24 protein-coding genes are annotated in these 21506 nt (G+C 64.1%); 8 read left to right on the forward strand and 16 right to left on the reverse strand.

Translation table 11 applies throughout. The features are described from left to right. The 5 genes from HZZ16_RS31370 to HZZ16_RS31390 all read left to right on the forward strand — a co-directional run. Window positions 1–684: AI-2E family transporter (locus HZZ16_RS31370; protein ID WP_197953911.1), on the forward strand; the 684-nt coding region annotated here is incomplete at its 5' end. A 78-nt stretch (window positions 685–762) separates the two neighbouring features. Next, window positions 763–1134, forward strand: coding sequence for an ElaB/YgaM/YqjD family protein (locus HZZ16_RS31375; RefSeq protein WP_197953912.1), 372 nt, complete (start codon window positions 763–765; stop codon window positions 1132–1134). Window positions 1135–1221: 87 nt separating this feature from the next. Next, window positions 1222–1677, forward strand: coding sequence for a hypothetical protein (locus tag HZZ16_RS31380; protein WP_197953913.1), 456 nt, complete (start codon window positions 1222–1224; stop codon window positions 1675–1677). Window positions 1678–1853: 176 nt separating this feature from the next. Continuing rightward, window positions 1854–3002 carry an OpgC domain-containing protein gene (locus HZZ16_RS31385; RefSeq protein ID WP_197953914.1) on the forward strand — a complete coding sequence of 383 codons (1149 nt, stop codon included), beginning with the start codon at window positions 1854–1856 and terminating at the stop codon, window positions 3000–3002. A gap of 91 nt (window positions 3003–3093) precedes the next feature. Further along, window positions 3094–3702, forward strand: coding sequence for a TetR/AcrR family transcriptional regulator (locus tag HZZ16_RS31390; RefSeq protein ID WP_197954022.1), 609 nt, complete (start codon window positions 3094–3096; stop codon window positions 3700–3702). A gap of 107 nt (window positions 3703–3809) precedes the next feature. Here HZZ16_RS31390 and HZZ16_RS31395 read toward each other — a convergent pair whose 3' ends face one another. The 15 genes from HZZ16_RS31395 to urtA form a co-directional block, all read right to left on the reverse strand. Further along, window positions 3810–5468: a CHASE domain-containing protein gene (locus HZZ16_RS31395; protein WP_197953915.1), complete on the reverse strand. Its 1659-nt coding sequence runs from the start codon at window positions 5466–5468 to the stop codon at window positions 3810–3812. A 300-nt stretch (window positions 5469–5768) separates the two neighbouring features. Continuing rightward, the gene (gene ureG / locus HZZ16_RS31400; protein WP_197953916.1) at window positions 5769–6392 is read right to left on the reverse strand and encodes an urease accessory protein UreG; all 624 of its coding nucleotides are present in this window, start codon (window positions 6390–6392) and stop codon (window positions 5769–5771) included. Between the two features lie 39 nt (window positions 6393–6431). Next, the gene (locus HZZ16_RS31405; RefSeq protein WP_197954024.1) at window positions 6432–7160 is read right to left on the reverse strand and encodes an urease accessory protein UreF; all 729 of its coding nucleotides are present in this window, start codon (window positions 7158–7160) and stop codon (window positions 6432–6434) included. Next, the gene (locus tag HZZ16_RS31410; RefSeq protein WP_197953917.1) at window positions 7141–7752 is read right to left on the reverse strand and encodes an urease accessory protein UreE; all 612 of its coding nucleotides are present in this window, start codon (window positions 7750–7752) and stop codon (window positions 7141–7143) included. The genes HZZ16_RS31405 and HZZ16_RS31410 overlap by 20 nt, the downstream gene beginning before the upstream one ends. Window positions 7753–7765: 13 nt before the next feature. Continuing rightward, window positions 7766–8065, reverse strand: a complete 300-nt coding sequence (locus HZZ16_RS31415; protein ID WP_197953919.1) for a putative quinol monooxygenase — start codon at window positions 8063–8065, stop codon at window positions 7766–7768. 130 nt (window positions 8066–8195) lie between these two features. Further along, window positions 8196–9911 carry an urease subunit alpha gene (gene ureC / locus HZZ16_RS31420; protein WP_197953921.1) on the reverse strand — a complete coding sequence of 572 codons (1716 nt, stop codon included), beginning with the start codon at window positions 9909–9911 and terminating at the stop codon, window positions 8196–8198. 34 nt (window positions 9912–9945) lie between these two features. Then, window positions 9946–10485: an HD domain-containing protein gene (locus HZZ16_RS31425; protein ID WP_197953923.1), complete on the reverse strand. Its 540-nt coding sequence runs from the start codon at window positions 10483–10485 to the stop codon at window positions 9946–9948. Between the two features lie 163 nt (window positions 10486–10648). Further along, window positions 10649–10954: an urease subunit beta gene (locus HZZ16_RS31430; RefSeq protein ID WP_026202067.1), complete on the reverse strand. Its 306-nt coding sequence runs from the start codon at window positions 10952–10954 to the stop codon at window positions 10649–10651. Between the two features lie 131 nt (window positions 10955–11085). Next, window positions 11086–11388: an urease subunit gamma gene (locus tag HZZ16_RS31435; protein WP_027553946.1), complete on the reverse strand. Its 303-nt coding sequence runs from the start codon at window positions 11386–11388 to the stop codon at window positions 11086–11088. A 24-nt stretch (window positions 11389–11412) separates the two neighbouring features. Further along, on the reverse strand, window positions 11413–12243 hold the full coding sequence (locus HZZ16_RS31440) for an urease accessory protein UreD (RefSeq protein WP_197953925.1): 831 nt from the start codon (window positions 12241–12243) through the stop codon (window positions 11413–11415). A 38-nt stretch (window positions 12244–12281) separates the two neighbouring features. Continuing rightward, window positions 12282–12977: an urea ABC transporter ATP-binding subunit UrtE gene (gene urtE, locus HZZ16_RS31445; protein WP_036021619.1), complete on the reverse strand. Its 696-nt coding sequence runs from the start codon at window positions 12975–12977 to the stop codon at window positions 12282–12284. 3 nt (window positions 12978–12980) lie between these two features. Beyond that, window positions 12981–13742: an urea ABC transporter ATP-binding protein UrtD gene (urtD, locus tag HZZ16_RS31450; protein WP_080134998.1), complete on the reverse strand. Its 762-nt coding sequence runs from the start codon at window positions 13740–13742 to the stop codon at window positions 12981–12983. A gap of 6 nt (window positions 13743–13748) precedes the next feature. Beyond that, complete coding sequence (gene urtC, locus HZZ16_RS31455) at window positions 13749–14918, reverse strand: urea ABC transporter permease subunit UrtC (RefSeq protein WP_197953926.1); 1170 nt, start codon at window positions 14916–14918, stop codon at window positions 13749–13751. Then, a complete protein-coding gene (urtB, locus tag HZZ16_RS31460; protein WP_197953927.1) occupies window positions 14915–16522 on the reverse strand; it encodes an urea ABC transporter permease subunit UrtB in 1608 nt (535 codons plus the stop codon). Before urtB ends, urtC begins: the two co-directional genes overlap by 4 nt. An 84-nt stretch (window positions 16523–16606) precedes the next feature. Then, window positions 16607–17929, reverse strand: a complete 1323-nt coding sequence (gene urtA / locus HZZ16_RS31465) for an urea ABC transporter substrate-binding protein (protein WP_197953929.1) — start codon at window positions 17927–17929, stop codon at window positions 16607–16609. 477 nt (window positions 17930–18406) lie between these two features. Between urtA and HZZ16_RS31470 the strand changes: the two genes are divergently transcribed. From HZZ16_RS31470 to HZZ16_RS31480, 3 genes are all read left to right on the forward strand, one after another. Beyond that, a complete protein-coding gene (locus HZZ16_RS31470; protein ID WP_197953931.1) occupies window positions 18407–20005 on the forward strand; it encodes a DEAD/DEAH box helicase in 1599 nt (532 codons plus the stop codon). Window positions 20006–20028: 23 nt separating this feature from the next. Next, entirely contained in the window at window positions 20029–20316 is a 288-nt protein-coding gene (infA, locus tag HZZ16_RS31475) for a translation initiation factor IF-1 (protein ID WP_035998101.1), read from the forward strand. A gap of 259 nt (window positions 20317–20575) precedes the next feature. Then, entirely contained in the window at window positions 20576–20788 is a 213-nt protein-coding gene (locus HZZ16_RS31480) for a cold-shock protein (RefSeq protein WP_027573722.1), read from the forward strand. Window positions 20789–20869: 81 nt separating this feature from the next. On the opposite strand, the gene HZZ16_RS31485 is transcribed toward HZZ16_RS31480, so the two are convergent. Beyond that, a complete protein-coding gene (locus tag HZZ16_RS31485; protein ID WP_197953933.1) occupies window positions 20870–21502 on the reverse strand; it encodes a TadE/TadG family type IV pilus assembly protein in 633 nt (210 codons plus the stop codon). Window positions 21503–21506: the final 4 nt, after the last annotated feature.

Consider the following 21506-nt stretch of genomic DNA (forward strand, 5'->3'; position numbering starts at 1 on the left):
CAAGCCATGCTCGGCGGCTCGGAGGGATTCCCGAGCCTCCACATCCCCAAGGTCGAGTGGGTGCAGCCGACGCTGGAATTCCTGTCACCGACCTTTACCGAATTCCTGCTGTTCTTCGTCACCCTGATCCTGTTCATCGCAAGCTGGCGCGACCTGCGGCGGGCCATGATCATGACCTTCAGCGATCATGACGCGCGGCTGCGCACGCTCCGGATCCTCAACGAGATCGAGGTCCATCTCGGCAATTATCTGCTGACCGTCACCCTCATCAATGTCGGCGTCGGCATCGCCACCGGCCTGATCTGCGCCCTCACCGGAATGCCCAATCCGGCCGGGCTGGGTGCACTGGCGGCCACGCTCAACTTCATCCCGATCATCGGGCCGGTGGCGATGTTCGCGGTGCTGGTCGTGGTCGGGCTGATCGCCTTCCCGACCATCAGCGGCGGCCTGATGGCAGCGCTCGCCTTCGCTGGCCTCACCTTTCTGGAGGGGCACTTCATCACGCCGACGATCATCGGGCGGCGGCTCGCCCTGAACGCGCTCGCCGTGCTGCTCGCGCTCGCGTTCTGGACCTGGCTGTGGGGGCCGATGGGCGCGTTCCTGTCGTCCCCGCTCCTGATCGTCGCGCTGATCCTGAAGGATCATCTGTTACCGGAGAATTCGCCGCAGCTTCCGCAAGCCTGACCGGTTTCAGCGAACGGAACTTACCCGGCGACGAAACGTTCTCCGCCCATCTCAGCCGTCAACAGTTCGGAGCTCCCGATGTCCACGCCCAATGCCGAAACCGGGATGAGAGACTGGACCGACAAAGCCACCCGAGACCGCCTCGAAAAGGATGTAGCAGCCGTGAAAAGCGATATCGCCGCCCTCACCGACCAGATCACCGACGCGCTCAATACTTTCGCCAACTCCACCAGCAAGCAGGCTCGCCGCGGCTATCGCCAGGCGCGCGAGAACATGGACTCCGCCATGGACGACATGTCCGAGCGCGGCAGCGCGATGATGGAAGCTGCACAAGACGCCTACGGCTCGATCGAGGAGACGCTGGAAGAGGCGATCACGCAGCGGCCGCTCGCGACCGTCGGGCTGGCGCTCGGCATCGGCTTCCTGATCGGCGCCGCCTGGCGGCGCTAGGGATGCCGAGGCCCGTTGGATACGGCGGCGGCACGCCGCCGCTGTGGGCTCGTGACGATTCGGCTGGTGGGGATGAGGAGCAAGGCCATGTTTCAGCGCATCATCGACGGCATCAGCGCATCAACCGGCACGACTGTTCGGCTGACCTCCCTTGCCGCGGGCGCTGCCTTCGCGCTGCTCGTGACCACAGGCTTCCTCTGTGCGGCCGTCTTCATCTGGGTGCTGCAGAAATACGGCCCGGTGCAGGCTTGTCTTGCCGGCGCCGGCATCTTCTTCCTGCTGACCCTGGCCGCGGCAGGTTCCTATTGGAGCTACAAGCGCGAGGTGCAGAAGCGCGCCCAGATCGCGGCCGAGCGCGCCGCGAAATCGGCAGCGCAGAGCATGCTTGCAGATCCGATGCTCCTCGCCACCGGACTTCAGATCGTTCGCGCCATCGGCGTCAAGCGGCTGCTGCCCATCCTAGCCATTGGCGGCGTCGCTCTCGGCATCCTGGCGAGCCGCGCCGGCATGTCCGACGAGGTGTCGGCCGAACCTGCCGAGTAAAGGTCCGAGGGTCGGCAATATAATTACTACGCGCGTAACTATCTGAATTTCAGAGAGCAAGTCGGCACATTTTACGCCGTTTGGCGCGATTTTTTCCCTGCTCACGCAAACGCTACTCGGATGGGCGGGCGGTTGCCGCTAGAAGAATATCCTGATTCTCAAAGCTATTTTACTCAATGAAACCGTCCGTCAAGGCGAACCTCGCCGCATTCCAGCACGATGCCAGGCTCTATCTGACGCTCGGCATCGCCAATTGGTCCATATTCGTCGACCATATTCCCAACAACGTCGTCAACCTGCTGACGCTGCGCAATTTCGGCTTCAGCAGCGCGGCGGACCTGTTCGTGTTCGTGGTGGGCTACGGGGTTGCCATCATCCATGGCAGGATGGCGCTGGAACGCGGCTACGTGGTCGCGGCGACGCGCATCTTTCGCCGGGTCTGGCGGCTCTATGCCGCCTATGTCGTGCTGTTCGTGATCTATATCGACGCCATCGCCTATGTCGCCTCGCAATCGATGGCGCCGGAGATCATCCACGAATACAACATCTCCGGAATTCTCGAGCACCCGCTGCGCATCCTGGTCCGCGGTCTCGTGCTCCAGGAAGAGCCGCTGAACCTCGATCTGCTACAGCTGATGATCCCGCTGATGGCGTTCTTTCCGTTAGCGCTGTGGGGCCTGTTGCGAGGGCCGAACCTGACGTTGGCGGGATCGGTCGCGCTGTATCTCGCCGCACGCTGGTTCGGCTGGAATTTTCGGATCTATCCGGACGGGGAATGGACCTTCAATCCGCTGTGCTGGCAGTTGCTGATGGTGCTGGGCGGCTGGTTCGCCGTGACGGGTGCTCCCGGGCGTGTGCTGCGCGGCATGTCCTGGCTGCGGATCCTCGCAGGCGCCTATCTGCTCTTCGCGATGGCCGTCACCTTGATGCGCCATTCGCCGACGCTGTCCGCCTATCTGCCCGATCTGCTCCTCAACAGCATCGCGCCGACCGACAAGGAAAACCTCGCGCCCTATCGCGTGGTCCACTTCCTCGCCCTCGCGTTCATTGCGACCCATCTCATTCCGGCGGATCACCCCGGCCTGAGATGGAGACCGTTGCAAGCGGTGATCGCATGCGGTGAGGAATGGCTCGCGGTATTCTGTGTCGCCGTGTTCCTGTCCTTCGCCGGCCACCTCATCCTGATCACCGGGCCAAACCTGATGGTGATGCAGGTGGCGGTGAGCATCATTGGCTTCGCGGCGATGACCGGGCTCGCCTACTACATCGCCTGGTCGAAACGGCAGGATCTGCCGGCAGCCCTGCGGCAGCAGGCCCAGAGCTGATCGCTTCGGCGACAAAATCGTGCGATTCTGCTAGGCCGAAAGCCGCCCCTGCGCTATGCCGGGACTCTGCGTGAGGAGACCGGGCGTGGCGATGACGAAAGACGGGCGTGAAGAGGCGGAGAGCGCGCCCCGGCGCGGCCGGCCAAGGTCGATCGAGACCACCAATGCCATCCTGGAAAGCGCCTATGCGCTGATGGCGACCACCGGCCTTGCCGCCACCACCATCGATGCGATCGCACGCCACTCCAGCGTGTCCAAGATGACTATCTACAAATGGTGGCCGTCGCGGGAAGCGCTGCTGATCGATGCCTTCCTCCACCATGCCGTGCAGATGCTGCCGCTGCCGCCCGCGAGCGGAGGCACGCCCGCAGCGCGCGCGCGGCGCCACGCCGCCGCCTATGCCGAGGCGCTCCAGGGCGAGTTCGGCAAGGTCCAGCTCGCCGTCATCTCGGAATGCATTTCCAAGACCGGCTCGGCCGAGCTGTTCTACGCCCGGTACTTACAATTCCGCCGCGACGCGCTGGTGGACATGATCGCCGCCGGCCAGAAGGACGGCAGCATTCAGGCCGAGGGTCCCCCTGAGCATCTCTACGACGCGATCTATGGCAGCCTGTTCTACCGCTATATCTTCGGCATCGCGCCGATCACACCCGGCTACGCGCGCAGCCTCGTCGATCTGGTGTTGCGGCCAAAGGGCTAAAGCGCGATGAATTGAGGCTTGATCGCTGCAACGACGGAGGTGAGCTCCCTCTCCCGCCAGCGGGAGAGGTGAACCGCGGCATCGATTCGACCTAAAGCCATTCCGCTTTAGCTTCGCACCGGCCGGACCGGCGCCGAAATCTTGTCGGTGCGGTCGCGCTCGGTCATGTCGACCACCGTCTCCATCGGCGCGGTCAATTCATAGACGTAGGAGACGTCGGTGAAGAAGCGCTTGGCGGTCCCGCCCAGCGCCTCGGGCGCGACGCGGTCGAGCAGGATCAGGCCGAAATCGGAATCGGGCCGGCGCGTCGCCTCGCTGGTGTTGAACTCCTCCCAACGGAAATGGAAGACCTCGTCGCCCTCCTCGCCGGTCACCGTCCAGTTGGCGGTGATGTGCGGGTGCTTGCCGACCAGCGACAGGCCCTCGTCGGAATGCGAGGCGAGCTCGAAGAACAGCAGAGAAAGACTCTGTGCGGCACGCGCGCTGACCGCAATGTCGGGGCCGGTGACGGCAATGCGATCGGCATGCGGAATCGCGCGCGCCTCGAACAGGCCCTTCAACTTGACGCCCTGCCACTGGCTCTCGCTGAGCAGCGACACCACGTTGGACATGGCGTGGATGCGCCCGATCAGGAGCTCGCGCGCGATGTCGATGTCCGCGCCGTGGCGCAAGGTGCGCGTCACGATCGACTGAATCACCGCCAGGATGTTCTTGACGCGGTGATTGAGCTCGTCAATGACCGCGGTCAACCGGCGCTCGAAGCCGATCCTGACCTGGATCTCCCGGCTGAGCCGCAGATTGTTGTAGGCGACGTAACCGAACAGGCCGCACACCATTGCGGTAATGGCAAAGCCGATCGCCGCTACGATGATGGCGGTCTGCTCGGCACGGCGCACCGAATTGGTCTTCGCGTAATAGCTAAGCTGCCAATCGCGGCCACCGAAGCTCACCGTGCGCGTCGCCGACGGCGCCAGCCCGTCCGCCGCCATCCGCGTCGAAACCACGCCCTGATCGTTGGCGATCAGCTCGCCGCCATCCTTGCGCGGATCCCTGAGCGCCACCGCGAACAGCGACATGTCGTCATTGGCCAGCATCAGCGAGGCGAGCTCGTAGGAAAATGTGACGAACCCGGCCGGCTCCGTCGCGCCCTCGGGAACGACGGGCGCGGCGACGATGATGCCGATCGGACCGTTTCCGCGGATCAACGGCACCGGGTCCGAGGCGACCGACCTCTTTTCGGCGCGCGCCCGCGTCAGCATCGCGCTGCGAACCGGATCCTGATCGTAGCTGCGGCCGGGCAACGTCTTGGTCTCGTTGCTGCGCGGCTCGAGGTCCAACAGCACGTCGATCGGCTGGGTGACATCGGCAGGACTGATCGGCCTGTCGTCAAACGAGCGGATCTGCGGATTTGGGAAGCCGGCGGCGGCGATGGCGGCCTGCGCCGCCGCAAGCTCGTTCGGCTTCAGCCGGGCGATCCAGCCGGCCACCACGAAGTCGGTCTTGAAGGCGTAGATCGCCGAGCGCAGCGGCTCCAGCGTGTTCGGCTTGATCACCGATGGCGCGCGAAACAGGCCCGAGGCGACACGCGCGAGCAGCTCCCGCTCGGTCAGGCGGTCCTGAACCAGGCTCGCATGCACGTCGATCGCACGCGCCAGCGCAATCCGGTCCAGCGCCAGCTCCTGGTCGTGGACGCGATAAGCCGCAAGCCCGGAGAGCAAGGCCCCGAGCAGAGCGATGAAGCCGATGATGAAACCCAGCCTGACCACGCGATTACTCAGGCGAAAGCAGGAGGTCGGCAATAAACACGGAGCATATGAACGCCGCTCGAACGGCCATGGGCCGAAGCAGGGTAAACCCCAGTGGCGGTGATAATGAAGGAGGAGGCATCAGTACGCAACTTGGGTCGCCTGAAAAGCTTAATCCGCCCGGCCGATGGTCTGACCGGGATGATTTTCGCCCCGGGCGCCGGAGGTAGTTAATCGCCGTGTCCGAAATTTGTTCCGCGGTTGCGGTGCGGCCCAGGCGTTACCGGCGAAAAACGCCTGCGCCACTGGTCGCGTCCGGGGTCAGCCCGCCCGTTTCAGGCCGCCTTTGGCCTCGATGAAGCCGACGATTCGGTCGAGCCCCTCGCTCTTCTTGAGGTTGGTCATGACGAAGGGCCGCTCGCCGCGCATGCGCCTGGCGTCCGTCTCCATCTTCTCCAGGGAGGCGCCGACATGGGGCGCAAGATCGGTCTTGTTGATGACCAGGAGGTCGGATCGGGTAATGCCGGGGCCACCCTTGGACGGGATCTTGTCGCCGGCGGCGACGTCGATGACATAGATGGTGAGATCAGCCAGCTCTGGGGAAAAAGTGGCAGCGAGATTGTCGCCGCCGGATTCGATCAGCACGAGATCAAGTCCGGGAAACTTGGCGCGCATGTCCGCGACCGCAGCGAGATTCATCGAGGCATCCTCGCGGATCGCCGTGTGCGGGCAACCGCCGGTCTCGACACCGGCGATGCGATCCGGCGTCAGCGATCCCGAACGCACCAGGAACTCCGCATCCCATTTGGTGTAGATGTCGTTGGTGATCGCCGCAATGTCATAGCGCTTGCGCATGGTCTTGCAGAGCAGGTCCATCAGCGCGGTCTTGCCCGATCCGACCGGACCGCCAACGCCGACACGCAAGGGACCGTGAGATTTCGCCATGTGACTTGTTCTCTCCTGATGAGTTGACGGCCGCACCGCTCACGACCGAAACAAGCGGGTATATTGCGTCTCGTGCCGCAGGCTGGCGAGATCGGCGCGGAACGTCGCGCTGCCGAGATCGTCCAAGGTCGCATTCAGCGCGCGATTGGCGGTGGCGGCAACGGCGGCTTCCAGCTTCACCAGCACACGCTGGCTATCGGTCTGGCCGAGCGGAATGAGCCGGCTGGCCGCAGAGATCCAGTTCGAGACCAGCGCATGCAGGAAGGCGTGCAGCGTCGGCGCCAACGGCACGGCGTGCATCGCGGCGACAACCCCGACCGCGATCGGATAAACCAATGGCGTGCTGCATGCCGCGACCGTGGCATCCAGTCCGTCGGCATTCCACGCGGCGCGAGCGATGTCGATGAAGGCGCGGCCCTGCGAGGTCGTCTCCAGCTGCCGCTCGCGCGACGGCACGAAGGCGCTCGCGAGCTCCGCGATCTCGTTCAAAGCGGCCGTCTCGCCCGATTCCGTGGCGCGATAGGCGTGAACCAGAAACGTTGCGTCACAGAAGCCGGAGCCGTCGCCGAGCATTGCATCGAGCCAATCCGCCAGCGTCGTCGTGTCGGTGATGTCACCCGCCTCGACCGCCCATTCGATGCCACTGGAATACGAGAAACCGCCGACCGGGAAGGCCGGCGACAGCCAGGTCATCAGCCGGTACAGCGCCGCCGCCTCGCCCTCGGCAAGATCACCGGCACCGACCGGCTCATTTGTGGTCATGAGCATGCTGGTGGCCGTGGTGATGGTCGGGATGATTGCAATGCTCGTCGTGGTGATGGTGGTGCTCGTGGCCATGGTCATGCGCGGCATGATCATGGTGGTGGCCGTGGTCATGGTGATGATGGTCGTGATCGTGATGCGCATGGTTGTGTCCATGCGCGTGGCCGGCATCGGCGTAGGCGCCGCCTTCGGGATCGAACGGCGCCTCGATCTCGATCACACGCGCGCCGAGGCCCTTCACCATCGCCTCGATGACGTGATCGCGCCGGATGCGCAGGGCCTTGGCCATGATCTGCGTCGGCAGATGACGGTTGCCGAGATGCCAAGCGATGCGGACGAGGTGGTGCGGATCGCGGCCGCGGATTTCGAGCAGCGGCTCGGGCGCCGCGACCACCTCAATCAGCCTTCCGTCCTCCAGCACCAGCGCATCGCCGCCGCGCAGCGCGACGGCATGCTCCAGGTCGAGCAGGAATTCGAGGCCCCGCGTCCCCGTCATCGCCATGCGGCGGCGGTGCCGATCGTCGAAATCGAGCACGACCGTGTCCACTGGCGTTTCCGTGAAGCGGTGCTGTCCCCTGACCTGCGTCGCCCGGATCATGCGTCTTACCTCTTTACCGTGTCTCGACCTTCTCGGGGGTGATGTATTCGATCTTCGGCGGCGCCGTGAAGCATTTCACCGCGACGCGGCCGAACGTCTTCATGTGCTCGGCGGCGCGATGCGGCCCCAGCGCCTCCATATTCTCCCACTGCTCGACGAACACCATCTTGCTGGGATCGGTGACGCTCTCATGCAGGTCGTAGGCGATGTTGCCGGGCTCCTTCCGCGTCTCCTTGATGCAGGCGGTGGCGGCTGCAATGAATTCGGCGCGCGTCTCGGGCTTGATGGTCAAGGTGGCAACGACGTAGATCACGAGAAATCCTCCCGGCTTTTCTTCTGAGGGTTACGATACCGGGCGGGACATTAGACCAGGCGAGACCGAACGCAAAACCGCAAAAAAGCCGTCCCCGGACACCGCCGGGGACATGCGTTGAGGCGCTATTTCAGTACATGAAATATCGCTGCGTCATCGGCAGCACCTCCGCCGGAGCGCAGGTCAGGAGCTCGCCATCGGCGCGCACTTCATAGGTCTCCGGATCGACCTCGATATCGGGCGTCGCGTCGTTGTGGATCATGCTCTTCTTGGAGATCTTGCCGCGGGTGTTCTGGACCGCATAGAGCTTCTTCTCGATGCCGAGCTTTCGCGCGAGGCCACCGGTGACCGCGGCCTTGGAAGTGAACACCACCGAGGATGCCGTACGTGCCTTGCCGAACGCGCCGAACATCGGCTGGTAGTGCACCGGCTGCGGCGTCGGGATCGACGCGTTGGGATCGCCCATGGGCGCCGCGACGATGGTGCCGCCCTTGACGATGCAATCCGGCTTGACGCCGAAGAAGGCGGGCGACCACAGCACGAGGTCGGCGAGCTTGCCCTTCTCCACCGAGCCGATCAGCTTCGACACGCCATGCGCGATCGCGGGATTGATCGTGTACTTGGCGATGTAACGCTTGACGCGAAAATTGTCGTTGTCCTTGCCCTTGTCCTGCGGCAGCGACCCGCGCTGCTTCTTCATCTTGTCGGCGGTCTGCCAGGTGCGGATGATGACCTCGCCGAGACGGCCCATGGCTTGCGAATCCGAGGACATCATCGAGAGCGCGCCGAGGTCGTGCAGAATGTCTTCGGCCGCGATCGTCTCCTTGCGGATGCGGCTTTCGGCGAACGCCAGATCTTCGGCGATCGAGGGATCGAGATGGTGGCACACCATCAGCATGTCCAGATGCTCGTCGATGGTGTTGCGGGTGAAGGGGCGCGTCGGGTTGGTCGACGACGGCAGCACGTTCTTCAGCCCGGCGACCTTGATGATGTCAGGGGCATGGCCGCCGCCGGCGCCTTCGGTGTGGAAGGCGTGGATGGTGCGGCCCTTGAACGCCTTGATCGTGTCCTCGACGAAGCCGGATTCGTTCAGCGTGTCGGTATGGATCATCACCTGGATGTCGTGATCGTCGGCGACCGAGAGGCAATTGTCGATCGCGGCCGGCGTGGTGCCCCAATCCTCGTGCAGCTTCAGCGCACAGGCACCGGCCTTGATCATCTCGACCAGCGCGGCGGGCCGCGAGGCGTTGCCCTTGCCGGAAATGCCGAGATTGACCGGGAAGGCGTCGAACGACTGGATCATCCGCCCGATGTGCCACGGCCCCGGTGTGCAGGTGGTGGCGAAGGTGCCGTGCGAGGGGCCGGTGCCGCCACCCAGCATCGAGGTGACGCCTGACATCAGCGCATGCTCGATCTGCTGCGGGCAGATGAAATGGATGTGGCTGTCGAAGCCGCCGGCGGTGAGGATCTTGCCCTCACCCGCGATCACGTCGGTGCCGGGGCCGATGATGATGGTGACGCCCGGCTGGATGTCGGGATTGCCGGCCTTGCCGATCGCCGAAATCATGCCGTCCTTGATGGCGACGTCGGCCTTCACGATGCCCCAGTGATCGACGATCAGCGCATTGGTGATGACAGTATCGGCCGCGCCCTGCTTGTTGGTGACTTGCGACTGCCCCATGCCGTCGCGGATCACCTTGCCGCCGCCGAACTTCACCTCCTCGCCATAGGTGGTGAAATCCTTCTCGACCTCGATGATGAGGTCGGTGTCGGCCAGCCGCACCCTGTCGCCGGTGGTCGGGCCGAACATGTCGGCATAGACGGAACGCTTCATCTTGACGGACATCACAAGCCCCGTTTGCGATTGAATGTCTGGTTGGTCACAGCAAGGCCTTTGCTGCTTTCACGGCATCGTCGAATTTTTCGTCAAGCCATGCATTGCCGCCGCGGCAGCCGTCGACGACCTGCGTGGCCCACGCGACGTAATCGGCCAGATCCTCGCGCTCCCCGGCGCTCGGATCGGTTTGAATGCGCGCACGAATATTGCTGATCTTGTCGGCAATCTTGATCAGCTTGGCGCCCGGCGATTTGTGGGGCGCGTCCTCGATCTGCTTCTGCCGCCGCTTTGCCTTCGGCAGGCTCATGTCGTCGGTGCACTCGGAAACGAGCGAGGCGATGCGCTCGGAAAATCTCTGCCCGAGCTCCTCACGCGTGGTGTCGGTGTCCTCGATGGTGTCGTGCAGCCAGCCGGCCGCGACCAGCTCGGCATCGGCGCCGTCGGTCGCAGTCGCGAGCAGGTTCGCGACCTCGGCGAGATGATTGATATAGGGCTCATTGCCGCGGCCCTTGCGCGCCATGCCGATATGGCGCTGCGCGGCGAACTCGGCAGCTTCCGAGACGAGGCGGATTGGCGAGAGCATGGGAAATACCTCCGTTTCCGCCTCAACCGTGCCGCTGCCGAATTCGTTCCTTCGCGTGCTCTCTCCGTTCCCTCCCCCCTTGCGGGCTGGCAAGGGGGGAGGGAGCGAGACAGTCGTGCTTACCTCACTGTGGATCACGATCCGCGTCCCGCACTAGTGCAAGTCACAGCTTCCCCATCACATCGCCGCGGAAGCCGTAGATCGTCTTCTTGCCGGCCATGGCGACGAGTTGCACGTCGCGGGTCTGACCGGGCTCGAAGCGGACGGCGGTGCCGGCGGCGATGTCGAGGCGCATGCCGCGCGCCTTCTTGCGGTCGAACTTCAGCGCCGGGTTGGTCTCGAAGAAGTGGTAGTGCGAGCCGACCTGGATCGGGCGGTCGCCGGTATTGGCCACGGTCAACGTCACGGTCTTACGGCCGGCATTGAGCTCGATCTCGCCGTCCTGGATGAAGAGTTCGCCGGGGATCATGTGCTACCTCGTCTTGCTCCGCTGCGTCATGGCCGGGCTTGTCCCGGTCATCCACGTGGTGCCACTTGGTTCGAAGGTCGTGGATGCCCGGGACAGGCCCGGGCATGACGATGTTGATGCAGTGTCGCGCTTCAACGGATCGGCTCGTGCACGGTGACGAGCTTGGTGCCGTCAGGAAAAGTTGCCTCGACCTGGATGTCGTGGATCATCTCGGGGATGCCCGGCATCACCTGGTCTCGCGTCAGGACCTGCGCGCCGGACTGCATCAGCTCGGCGACGGTGCGGCCGTCGCGGGCGCCCTCGAGGATGAAGTCGGAGATGATCGCGACCGCCTCGGGATGGTTGAGCTTGACGCCGCGGTCCAGCCGGCGGCGGGCGACGATCGCCGCCATCGAGATCAAAAGCTTGTCCTTTTCGCGGGGAGACAGGTTCATGCGACATCTCTTCCGTTCAGCACGTCAATTCAACCAGAGTCGCGGCAGAGCCGCACCGGTGCGTGCCAGCACCGTCATCATATCGGCGCGCAAGCGCGCCGCATCTTGGGCACAGAACCGCGCCATTGCAAAGCCATTCCAAGCCGAGATTCCGACCTCGCCGGAGAACGATTCCGACGCCTCCCGGATGCGCTCAACCAGGGCCTCATCGCCGGGCACGATCAGGGCTGTGCCGATCGCCGCGCCACCTCTGGCGACCGCGGGCCATGCAAGCTTCGCACCGATATCGCCGTCGAGCCGGACGGTTTCTGCGAATACCAGTCTGCCGCCGCGGCGCAGCCGCCAGCGGTCGACAAACTCGCCCTGCTCCATCCTCTCGCCCATGGCGGTGCGACCGAACACCACGATCTCGCAGAGCAGGAGCGAGGCCGCCTCGTCGAGGTCGATGTCGAAGCGGCGCTGCACGCGGGCACGGTCGAACAGAATCGTCTCCTGGGGCAGCCAGGCAAGGTGCGCGCCCGCGCCGACCTTCAGGGCGATGTTGAGCTGCGCTGCCGCTCCGGGCGTGCGATAGACCTTTTCGGCTGCCGCTGTGGTCAGCGTCAGCCGCGATCCATCCGCCGCCGCTATCTCGATATCGAAGCGGTCTCCGCCAGCAACTCCGCCGGCCGTGTTCACGAACACGCCGGACAGGCCCTGATCTTCCGGCGAAGGAAAGCGGACGCGGAGCGAACCGGATTCGTGCAAGACGCCGCGACGCGTCACGCCGTCGCGCGCATGCACGTCGAAACGCACCGCGCCACGGGCACGGTTGGCCTCGAACAGCGTGGACGTGGCTGACACTTCGCTGCGCATCCGTCTCCCCCAGCCGGTCGCGGCAGGTCTTTTCCGGCCTACAGCGCCATCTGGCGGCTGATCTCGCCCGGATCGAGATTGGAGCGGTCGCAGGTGAACTTCACCGCGCCTCGATCCATCACCGCGAAACTGTCGCCGAGTTCGCAGGCAAAGTCGAGATATTGTTCGACCAGCACGATGGCGATGTTGCCGAGGTTGCGCAAGTAAGAGATGGCGCGGCCGATATCCTTGATGATCGAGGGCTGGATGCCTTCGGTCGGCTCATCGAGCAGCAGCAGCTTCGGCCGCATCACCAGCGCGCGGCCGATCGCGAGCTGCTGCTGCTGGCCGCCGGAGAGGTCGCCGCCGCGCCGGCCGAGCATGGATTGCAGCACCGGAAACAGCGAGAACACGTCGTCGGGAATGTGCTTGTCCTCGCGCTTGAGCGGACCGAAGCCGGTCTTGAGATTCTCTTCGACCGTCAGCAGCGGGAAGATCTCGCGGCCTTGCGGCACGAAGCCGATGCCCTTGCGCGCCCGCTCGTACGGCTTGAGGCCGGTGATATCGCTGCCGTCGAACACGATTGCGCCCGAGGAGATCGGATATTGCCCGACCATCGCGCGCAGGAGCGAGGTTTTGCCGACACCGTTGCGTCCGAGCACGCAGGTCACCTTACCGGGCTCGGCCGAGATCGAGACGCCGCGCAGCGCCTGCGCCGCGCCGTAGAACAGGTTGATGTCCTTGACCTCAAGCATCGCTCAGCGTCCCAGATAGACTTCGATGACCCGCTCGTTGGACGAGACCTGGTCGATGGTCCCCTCCGCGAGCACCGTGCCTTCGTGCAGGCAGGTGACCTTGACGCCGAGCTCGCGCACGAAGGTCATGTCGTGCTCGACCACCATGACGGTATGGGTCTTGTTGATTTCCTTCAGCAGCTCGGCGGTGAGATGCGTCTCGACGTCGGTCATCCCCGCGACGGGCTCGTCGACCAGCAGCAGTTTGGGGTCCTGCGCCAGCAGCATGCCGATCTCCAGCCACTGCTTCTGGCCATGGCTGAGGCTGCCGGCGAGGCGGTTGCGAGCCTCGGTGAGACGGATCGTCTCCAGCACCTTGTCGATGCGTTCGGACTCCGCCCTGCTGCCGCGCCAGAACAGCGTGCCCCGGACCGAGTGGTCGACATTGAGCGCCAGCAGGAGGTTGTCCTGCACGGTCTGGCTCTCGAACACCGTCGGCTTCTGGAATTTGCGGCCGATGCCGAGCTCGGCGATGCGGGTCTCGTCGAGGCGCGTCAGATCGGTGACGCCGTCGAACAGCACCGTGCCTTCATCCGGCTTGGTCTTGCCGGTGATGATGTCCATCATCGTGGTCTTGCCGGCGCCGTTCGGGCCGATGATGGCGCGCATCTCGCCGGGCTCGAGCGTCAGAGACAGATTGTTGATGGCGTGGAAGCCGTCGAAGGAGACGTGCACGCCGTCCAGATAGAGCATCGCGGAGGTCGCGCGGGTGTCCATGACGTTCATGACCGCTTACTCCGCCATCTTAGGTTCGGTGACGCCGTCTTCAGCCGCGGCGCTCGCCATGGTCGCGGGGATGCGTTTTTCCTTCGACTGATCCCACCAGGCGTTGAAGGTGCCGACGATGCCCTTGGGCAGCAGCAGCGTCACCAGGATGAACAGGGCGCCGAGCATGAACAGCCAGTACGGCGCGAGCACGCCCGAAGTGAAGAACGTCTTGGCGTAGTTGACGACGACGGCGCCGAGCGCAGCGCCGACCAGCGTACCGCGGCCGCCGACCGCGACCCAGATCACCGCCTCGATCGAATTGCCCGGTGCGAATTCGCTCGGATTGATGATGCCGACCTGCGGCACGTAGAGCGCACCGGCGACGCCGGCCATGCAGGCCGACACCGTGAACACGAACAGCTTGTAGGATTCGACGCGGTAGCCGAGGAAGCGCGTGCGCGATTCCGCGTCACGCACCGCGATCAAGACCTTGCCGAGCTTGGAGGAGACGATGGCGCGGCAGATCAGGAAACCGATGATCAGCGCCAGGCAGCTCAGCGCGAACAGCGCCGCACGCGTCCCCTCCGCCTGCACGTTGAAGCCCAAGATGTCCTTGAAGTCGGTCAGGCCGTTATTGCCGCCAAAACCAAAGTCGTTGCGGAAGAAGGCGAGCAGCAAAGCATAGGTCATCGCCTGCGTGATGATCGACAGATAGACACCGGTGACGCGGGAGCGGAATGCGAGCCAGCCGAAGCAGAAGGCGAGCAGGCCGGGCACGACCAGCACCATCAGCGCGGCGAACCAGAACATGTCGAAGCCGTACCAGTACCAGGGCAGCTTCTGCCAGTTCAGGAACACCATGAAGTCGGGCAGGATCGGGTTGCCGTAGACGCCGCGAGTGCCGATCTGCCGCATCAGGTACATGCCCATGGCGTAGCCGCCGAGCGCGAAGAAGGCGCCGTGGCCGAGCGAGAGGATGCCGCAATAACCCCAGATCAGGTCGATCGCGAGCGCCAGGATGGCGTAGCAGACATACTTGCCCCAGAGCGCGACGAGATAGGTCGGCACCTGCAGGAATGAGCCGGCGGGCAGCAGCAGGTTGGAGAGCGGGATGAGGATGCCGCAAGCGGCGACGATGGCGAGAAAGATCGTCGCGCTGCGGTCGAGCGATCGCGTCAGCATGTGAGGGGTCATGCTTCCACCGCACGGCCCTTGAGCGCGAACAGGCCGCGCGGCCGCTTTTGAATGAACAGGATGATCAGAACCAGGATCGCGATCTTGCCGAGCACGGCGCCTGCGACCGGCTCCAGAAACTTGTTGGCGATGCCGAGCGTGAAGGCGCCGACCAGCGTGCCCCAGAGATTGCCAACCCCGCCGAACACCACGACCATGAAACTGTCGATGATGTAGCTCTGGCCGAGATTCGGGCTGACATTGTCGATCTGCGACAGCGCGACGCCGGCGATGCCGGCAATGCCCGAACCGAGGCCGAAGGTCAGCGCGTCGACGCGCGAGGTGGCGATGCCCATGGAAGCCGCCATGCGGCGGTTCTGCGTCACCGCACGCATTTCGAGGCCCAGCGCGGTGTAGCGCAGCATCGCGAGCAGGATCGCGAACACGGCGAGCGTGAAGAGAAGGATCCAGAGCCGGTTATAGGTGATGGTGATCTGGCCAAGCTCGAACGCGCCGCTCATCCAGGAGGGGTTGCCGACCTCGCGATTGGTCGGGCCGAACATGGTGCGCACCGCCTGCTGCAGCACCAGCGACAGGCCCCAGGTCGCGAGCAGCGTCTCGAGCGGGCGGCCGTAGAGGAAGCGGATGATGCTGCGCTCGATCAGCACGCCGATCGCGCCTGCGACGAGGAAGGCGAGCGGCACGGCAATCAAAAGCGAATAGTCGAATAGGCCGGGATAGCGGGTGCGGATCACTTCCTGCACCACGAAGGTGGTGTAGGCCCCGATCATCACCATCTCGCCATGCGCCATGTTGATGACGCCCATCACGCCGAAGGTGATGGCGAGTCCGATCGCGGCGAGCAGCAGCACCGAGCCGAGCGAGAGGCCGTACCAGGCATTCTGCACCATCGACCAGACCGCGAGCGAATTCTGGATCGAGCCGATCGCGCTCGCGGCTGCCTTGGTGACCGAGGCCGGCTGATCGCCCATGCCGGTGAGCAGCGCCAGCGCATCCTGGTCGCCCCGCGCCTTGAGGATCGCGACCGCTTCGAGCTTCTCGACCTCGGTGGCGTCGGACTTGAACAGCAGGATCGCCGCGCGGGCCTCACCCAGCGCCGCCTTGACGGATCTGTTGGCTTCCTTGGCAAGCGCGGCATCGACCGCCTCGAGCGCGGTCTCCTCGTGCGACTTGAAGACGGACTGCGCGGCCTGCAGGCGTGCTCCGACATCCGGAGACTGCAGCGTCAGGCTCCCAAGTGCGGCATCGACGCTGCGGCGCAGGCGGTTGTTGAGGCGAACCGCGCTCGCACTGTCGGGAACGCTGGCGACGGCTTCGCCGGTCGCAGCGTCGATCGACTTGCCGTCGGTACCGGTGACGTAGACCTTCTTGCTGTCGGGATCGGCCATGAGACGGCCGTCCTGGAGCGCATTGATGATCGGAAAAGCCAGCTTGCTGCCGCTGCTTGCGATCACACCGATCGCCTCTTCCGTGTCGGAAAAATCATCATTGGCGAATTTGGCGACCGCATCCTCGAACGGACCGGCGAAGGCCGGCAGCGCAAACGCGATCAGGAACAACGAGAGTGCAAGCGAACAGAGACGGGCGGACAAATGGGCTGGCACTGTGAATGACCCCGGCAGAAATGAGTGGAGAAGGCAGCGGGATCGCCGCCCTCTCCGGTCTTGCAATGGAGCGTCAGATCGGGATCAGGAGCCCGAGCCGAGGCACTTGTTGGTCTTGGTGTTGAAGTTGCCGCACTTCTTGCCGACCCAGTCGCCGATCAGGTCCTTGGAGCCGTCGAGCTCCTTCGACCAGGCATCGCCCGGGACGAGGCTCGGGGTCTTCCAGACCACGTCGAACTGGCCGTTGGCCTTGATCTCGCCGATGAACACCGGCTTGGTGATGTGGTGGTTGGGGAGCATCTTGGAGGTGCCGCCGGTCAGGTTCTTGGCTTCGATGCCCGGGAGAGCGTCGATCACCTTGTCAGGATCGGTCGACTTCACCTTCTCGACCGCCTTGACCCACATGTCGAAGCCGATCACGTGCGCTTCCATCGGATCGTTGGTCACGCGCTTCGGATTCTTGGTGTAGGCCTGCCACGCCTTGATGAATTTCTCGTTCTCCGGCGACTTGATCGACTGGAAGTAGTTCCAGGCGGCGAGATGGCCGACCAGCGGCTTGGTGTCGATGCCGGCGAGCTCTTCCTCACCTACCGAGAACGCCACCACCGGGATGTCCTTCGCCTTGATGCCCTGGTTGCCGAGCTCCTTGTAGAAGGGAACGTTGGCGTCGCCGTTGATGGTCGAGACCACCGCGGTCTTCTTGCCGGCCGAGCCGAACTTCTTGATGTCGGCCACGATCGTCTGCCAGTCGGAATGACCGAACGGCGTGTAGTTGATCATGATGTCTTCCTGGGCGACACCCTTCGACTTCAGATAGGCTTCCAGGATCTTGTTGGTGGTGCGCGGATAGACGTAGTCGGTGCCCGCGAGCACCCAGCGCTTCACCTTCTCTTCCTTCATCAGATAGTCGACCGCCGGGATCGCCTGCTGGTTCGGCGCAGCACCGGTGTAGAACACGTTGCGCTCGCTCTCCTCACCCTCGTACTGCACGGGATAGAACAGGATGCTGTTCAGCTCCTTGAAGACGGGGAGCACCGACTTGCGCGACACCGAGGTCCAGCAGCCGAACACGACCGAGACCTTGTCCTTGGTGATCAGCTCGCGCGCCTTTTCGGCGAACAGCGGCCAGTTCGAAGCGGGGTCGACGACGACGGCTTCCAACTTCTTGCCGAGCACGCCGCCCTTCTTGTTCTGCTCGTCGATCAGGAAGAGGATGGTGTCCTTCAGCGTGGTTTCGCTGATCGCCATGGTGCCGGACAGGGAGTGGAGCACACCGACCTTGATGGTGTCGTCCGCGGCCTTCGCGCCAGTCAATGAAGCCAGACCGAGCATCAGTCCGGCGGTCGCGGCGAGCACGCCGCGGCGGCTAAATGACGCCGCTGTATCGTGAGTGGATTTGTTAAACATGAGTGCCTCATCTCCCTGACGCAGACGTGAAAACGCTGCGAAACGGCCCCACGGCCGCCTGCGGTTAACGGAATCGCAAGAACCATGCCATGGGCTGGGCACCCGTCAACTCATTGAATCCGCTTACCTTATCGCCGGAAATCAATGTTTCGCCGCAGTCTGACAGCCTAAATCGCAGGCAATATAAATGTATGCGAAAGCGGCAAGCAGGTTACTTTTTAAGCATATTGCCTATTTTGGCTAAATTTCTGGCAGTCGTATTCTGCGCCGCGCCCGCTGTTTCTGACGAACCTGCCTTGAAAGCGCCCGCTCGATGTTCCATATGAGCGTCCGAGACCTCTTGCGAATCAAGGGGTCGTAGCAAGCCGCGTGTTCTTAAGCCCTCTACGGGCCTCTGGCTTGCCCCATCTCTCCCAAGCCATCCGACACCCCAAACACGCAGGTGTCTTCTCGACACCTTTTGCGCGCGCCGCGCCGATGCGCCGGGCGTTCGCTTTTGACATGGAAAGAACCCCTCTTTTGACTTCGTTTCAGGACTTCGGCCTCGCCGAACCCATCGCGCGCGCTCTTCGTGAAGAGAATTACGTCACCCCCACTCCGATCCAGGCCCAGACCATCCCGCTGGCACTGACCGGTCGCGACGTCGTCGGCATCGCCCAGACCGGTACCGGCAAGACCGCGTCGTTCGCGCTGCCGATCCTGCATCGTGTGCTCGAGAACCGCATCAAGCCGCAGCCCAAGACCGCCCGCGTGCTGGTGCTGTCGCCGACCCGCGAGCTGTCCGGGCAGATCCTCGACAGCTTCAACGCCTACGGCCGCCACATCCGCCTGTCCTCGACGCTTGCGATCGGGGGCGTGCCGATGGGCCGCCAGGTCCGCGCGCTGATGCCGGGCGTCGACGTGCTGGTCGCCACCCCCGGCCGCCTGCTCGACCTCGTGCAGAGCAACGGCTTGAGGCTTTCAAGCGTCGAGTTCCTCGTGCTCGACGAAGCCGACCGCATGCTCGACATGGGCTTCATCAACGACATCCGCAAAATCGTCGCCAAGTTGCCGATCAAGCGGCAGACGCTGTTCTTCTCGGCCACCATGCCGAAGGACATCGCCGAACTCGCCGATTCCATGCTGCGCGACCCCGCCCGCGTCGCCGTGACCCCGGTGTCCTCGGCCGCCGAGCGGATCAACCAGCGCATCCTGCAGGTCGATTTCGCGGCCAAGCCCGCCTTCCTGACCAAGCTGCTGCAGGACGAGGCGATCAACCGCGCGCTGGTCTTCACTCGCACCAAGCACGGCGCCGACAAGGTGGTGAAGACGCTGGCCAAGGCCGGGATCGCCGCCAACGCCATTCACGGCAACAAGTCGCAGAACCATCGCGAGCGCACGCTCGCCCAGTTCCGTTCGGGCGAGATCCGCACCCTGGTCGCCACCGACATCGCCGCCCGCGGCATCGACGTCGACGGCATCAGTCACGTCATCAACTTCGACCTGCCGAACGTGCCGGAAACCTACGTCCACCGCATCGGCCGCACCGCGCGTGCCGGCGCCGACGGCACCGCGATTTCGCTGGTCGCGGGCGGCGAGGAGCTCGGCTATCTGCGCGACATCGAGCGGCTGATTCGCGTCGCCCTGCCGCGTGAGGACCACCGCACCGACGCCGGCCGCCGCGATCCCGGTCCCGCTCCGTCGCAGCAGCGACAGGGCCGGCCGGGCGGTCGCCCTGGCCAGCGCCAACAAGGCGCACGTCACGGTGACGGACGTCGCGCCGACGAGCGGCATGCTGACGGGCGCCACCACAGTGCCGGCAAGCCAGCCGACGGAAGGCACGGTGAGGGACGCCACACGGAGGCAAGGCCGACGGAAGGAAGGCATGCCGACGGACGGCCCGGCTTTGGGCAGAATGCCTCCAAGGGTTCTCGCCGCCGCCGCTCCGGTGGTAAGATGCATTCATCGCCTGTCGACCGTCCGGAACAGCGTTCCGCGCATAGCGCCGGGACCCCTGATGGGATACAAGGCGTTGCCTTTTTGCGCCGCCAGAGTCGGCCAAACAGCCAACCGAACCGCAAACCCTATTCGCACTAGCCGTCCACGACCTGGAGACATTCATGGCTAAGGAAGAGCTGATCCAGTTCGAAGGACTGGTCACCGAAATCCTCCCCGATGCCCGCTACCGCGTGCAGCTCGACGCCGGACACGAGATCGTTGCCTATACCGCCGGCAAGATGAAGAAGAACCGCATCAAGACGCTCGCGGGCGACCGTGTGACGGTGGAGATGTCGCCCTATGACCTCGAGAAGGGCCGGCTGATTTTCCGCCACAAGGATGAACGTCCCAGCACGCCGGGCGGACCGCCCCGTCCCGGACAGCGCGGCGGCCAATTCCGCCGCCGCTAGTCGGCTGCGGCGCAGGTTCGCTTTCCGATCTGTAGGTTGATCCGCCGTGACATCACGGCGGATCAAAAAATCGTGCGCGTCCGGATTGTTTCGAACCGTTGCTTCCGATAAAATGAATTAATCGATTTTCGGCCGGACGACATTGGCATCCACCGGTACAGCCGGTTCAGACACGCTGACGACCCTTCCAGAAATTCGATCTAACCCTGCCCGCGCGAGCGGGCTCCGACATAGTGTTATCTGAGAAGGGACTACCCCCGTGAGCATGGGAACCGTGAAGTGGTTTAACGCAACCAAGGGCTATGGCTTCATTCAGCCCGACGATGGCGGCCAGGACGTGTTCGTTCACATCAGCGCCGTAGAGCGCGCCGGCCTCGGCTCGCTCCGCGAGGGCCAGAAGATCTCCTACGAGATCGTGGCCGACCGCCGTTCCGGCAAGTCGGCGGCGGACAACTTGCGCGCTGCGAGCTGAGCCCGGCCCGATCAGCGAGCCAAAGCAAAAAGGCCGTGCGTGATGCACGGCCTTTTTCATGTCACGGACGGCTGACCAATCTCAACACGTCGACGGCACGTTGTTGTAGGGCACGCAGGTGACCTGACGCGGCCGCGTGTAGGAGAGATCGCTCAGGGTTATGCTCGACTTCAACACGTAGCCGATGGTCGGCGTGTAAGTGTAGTTGGCTTCGCTCAGGATGAGATAACTCGACGGAATCAAGAGTGCCGGGGGAATCATCGTGGTGACCGTGTCGCCGGCGTTCCGAGCCGAGGTCGCAAGCGTGGCTTGCGTCGCGCCGCTCGCGATCGTGCCGGCCTTGCTCCACTGGATCTTGGCGACGCTGTTGGCGTCGATGTAGATCTGGGAGATCGTGCCCTTCACGAGCGCAGCGTCGTAAGGCATGACGACGGAGATGCTTGCCGTGAACGTATCCTTCATGCCGGCATCGTTGAGCGTCGTCGACTGCGAGGTCAAATCGGACAATGTCCGCGCGATCAACGTGATTTTGCGGTCGATCGCCACGGCGGACGAAAATTCGGCGGTGCCGAAGAACATCACCAGCATCAGCGGTACGATGACCGCGAATTCGGTCGCCGCCAGCGCGCGCTTGTCGGCGACGAAGCCGCGCACCGAGCAGCGTGCATTCCACCAGATGTTCGCGATCGCCCGCATCGGTCCGCCCAGATCCATCTGC

The sequence above is a fragment of the Bradyrhizobium glycinis genome (genome assembly GCF_016031655.1).
Taxonomy (GTDB): domain Bacteria; phylum Pseudomonadota; class Alphaproteobacteria; order Rhizobiales; family Xanthobacteraceae; genus Bradyrhizobium; species Bradyrhizobium glycinis.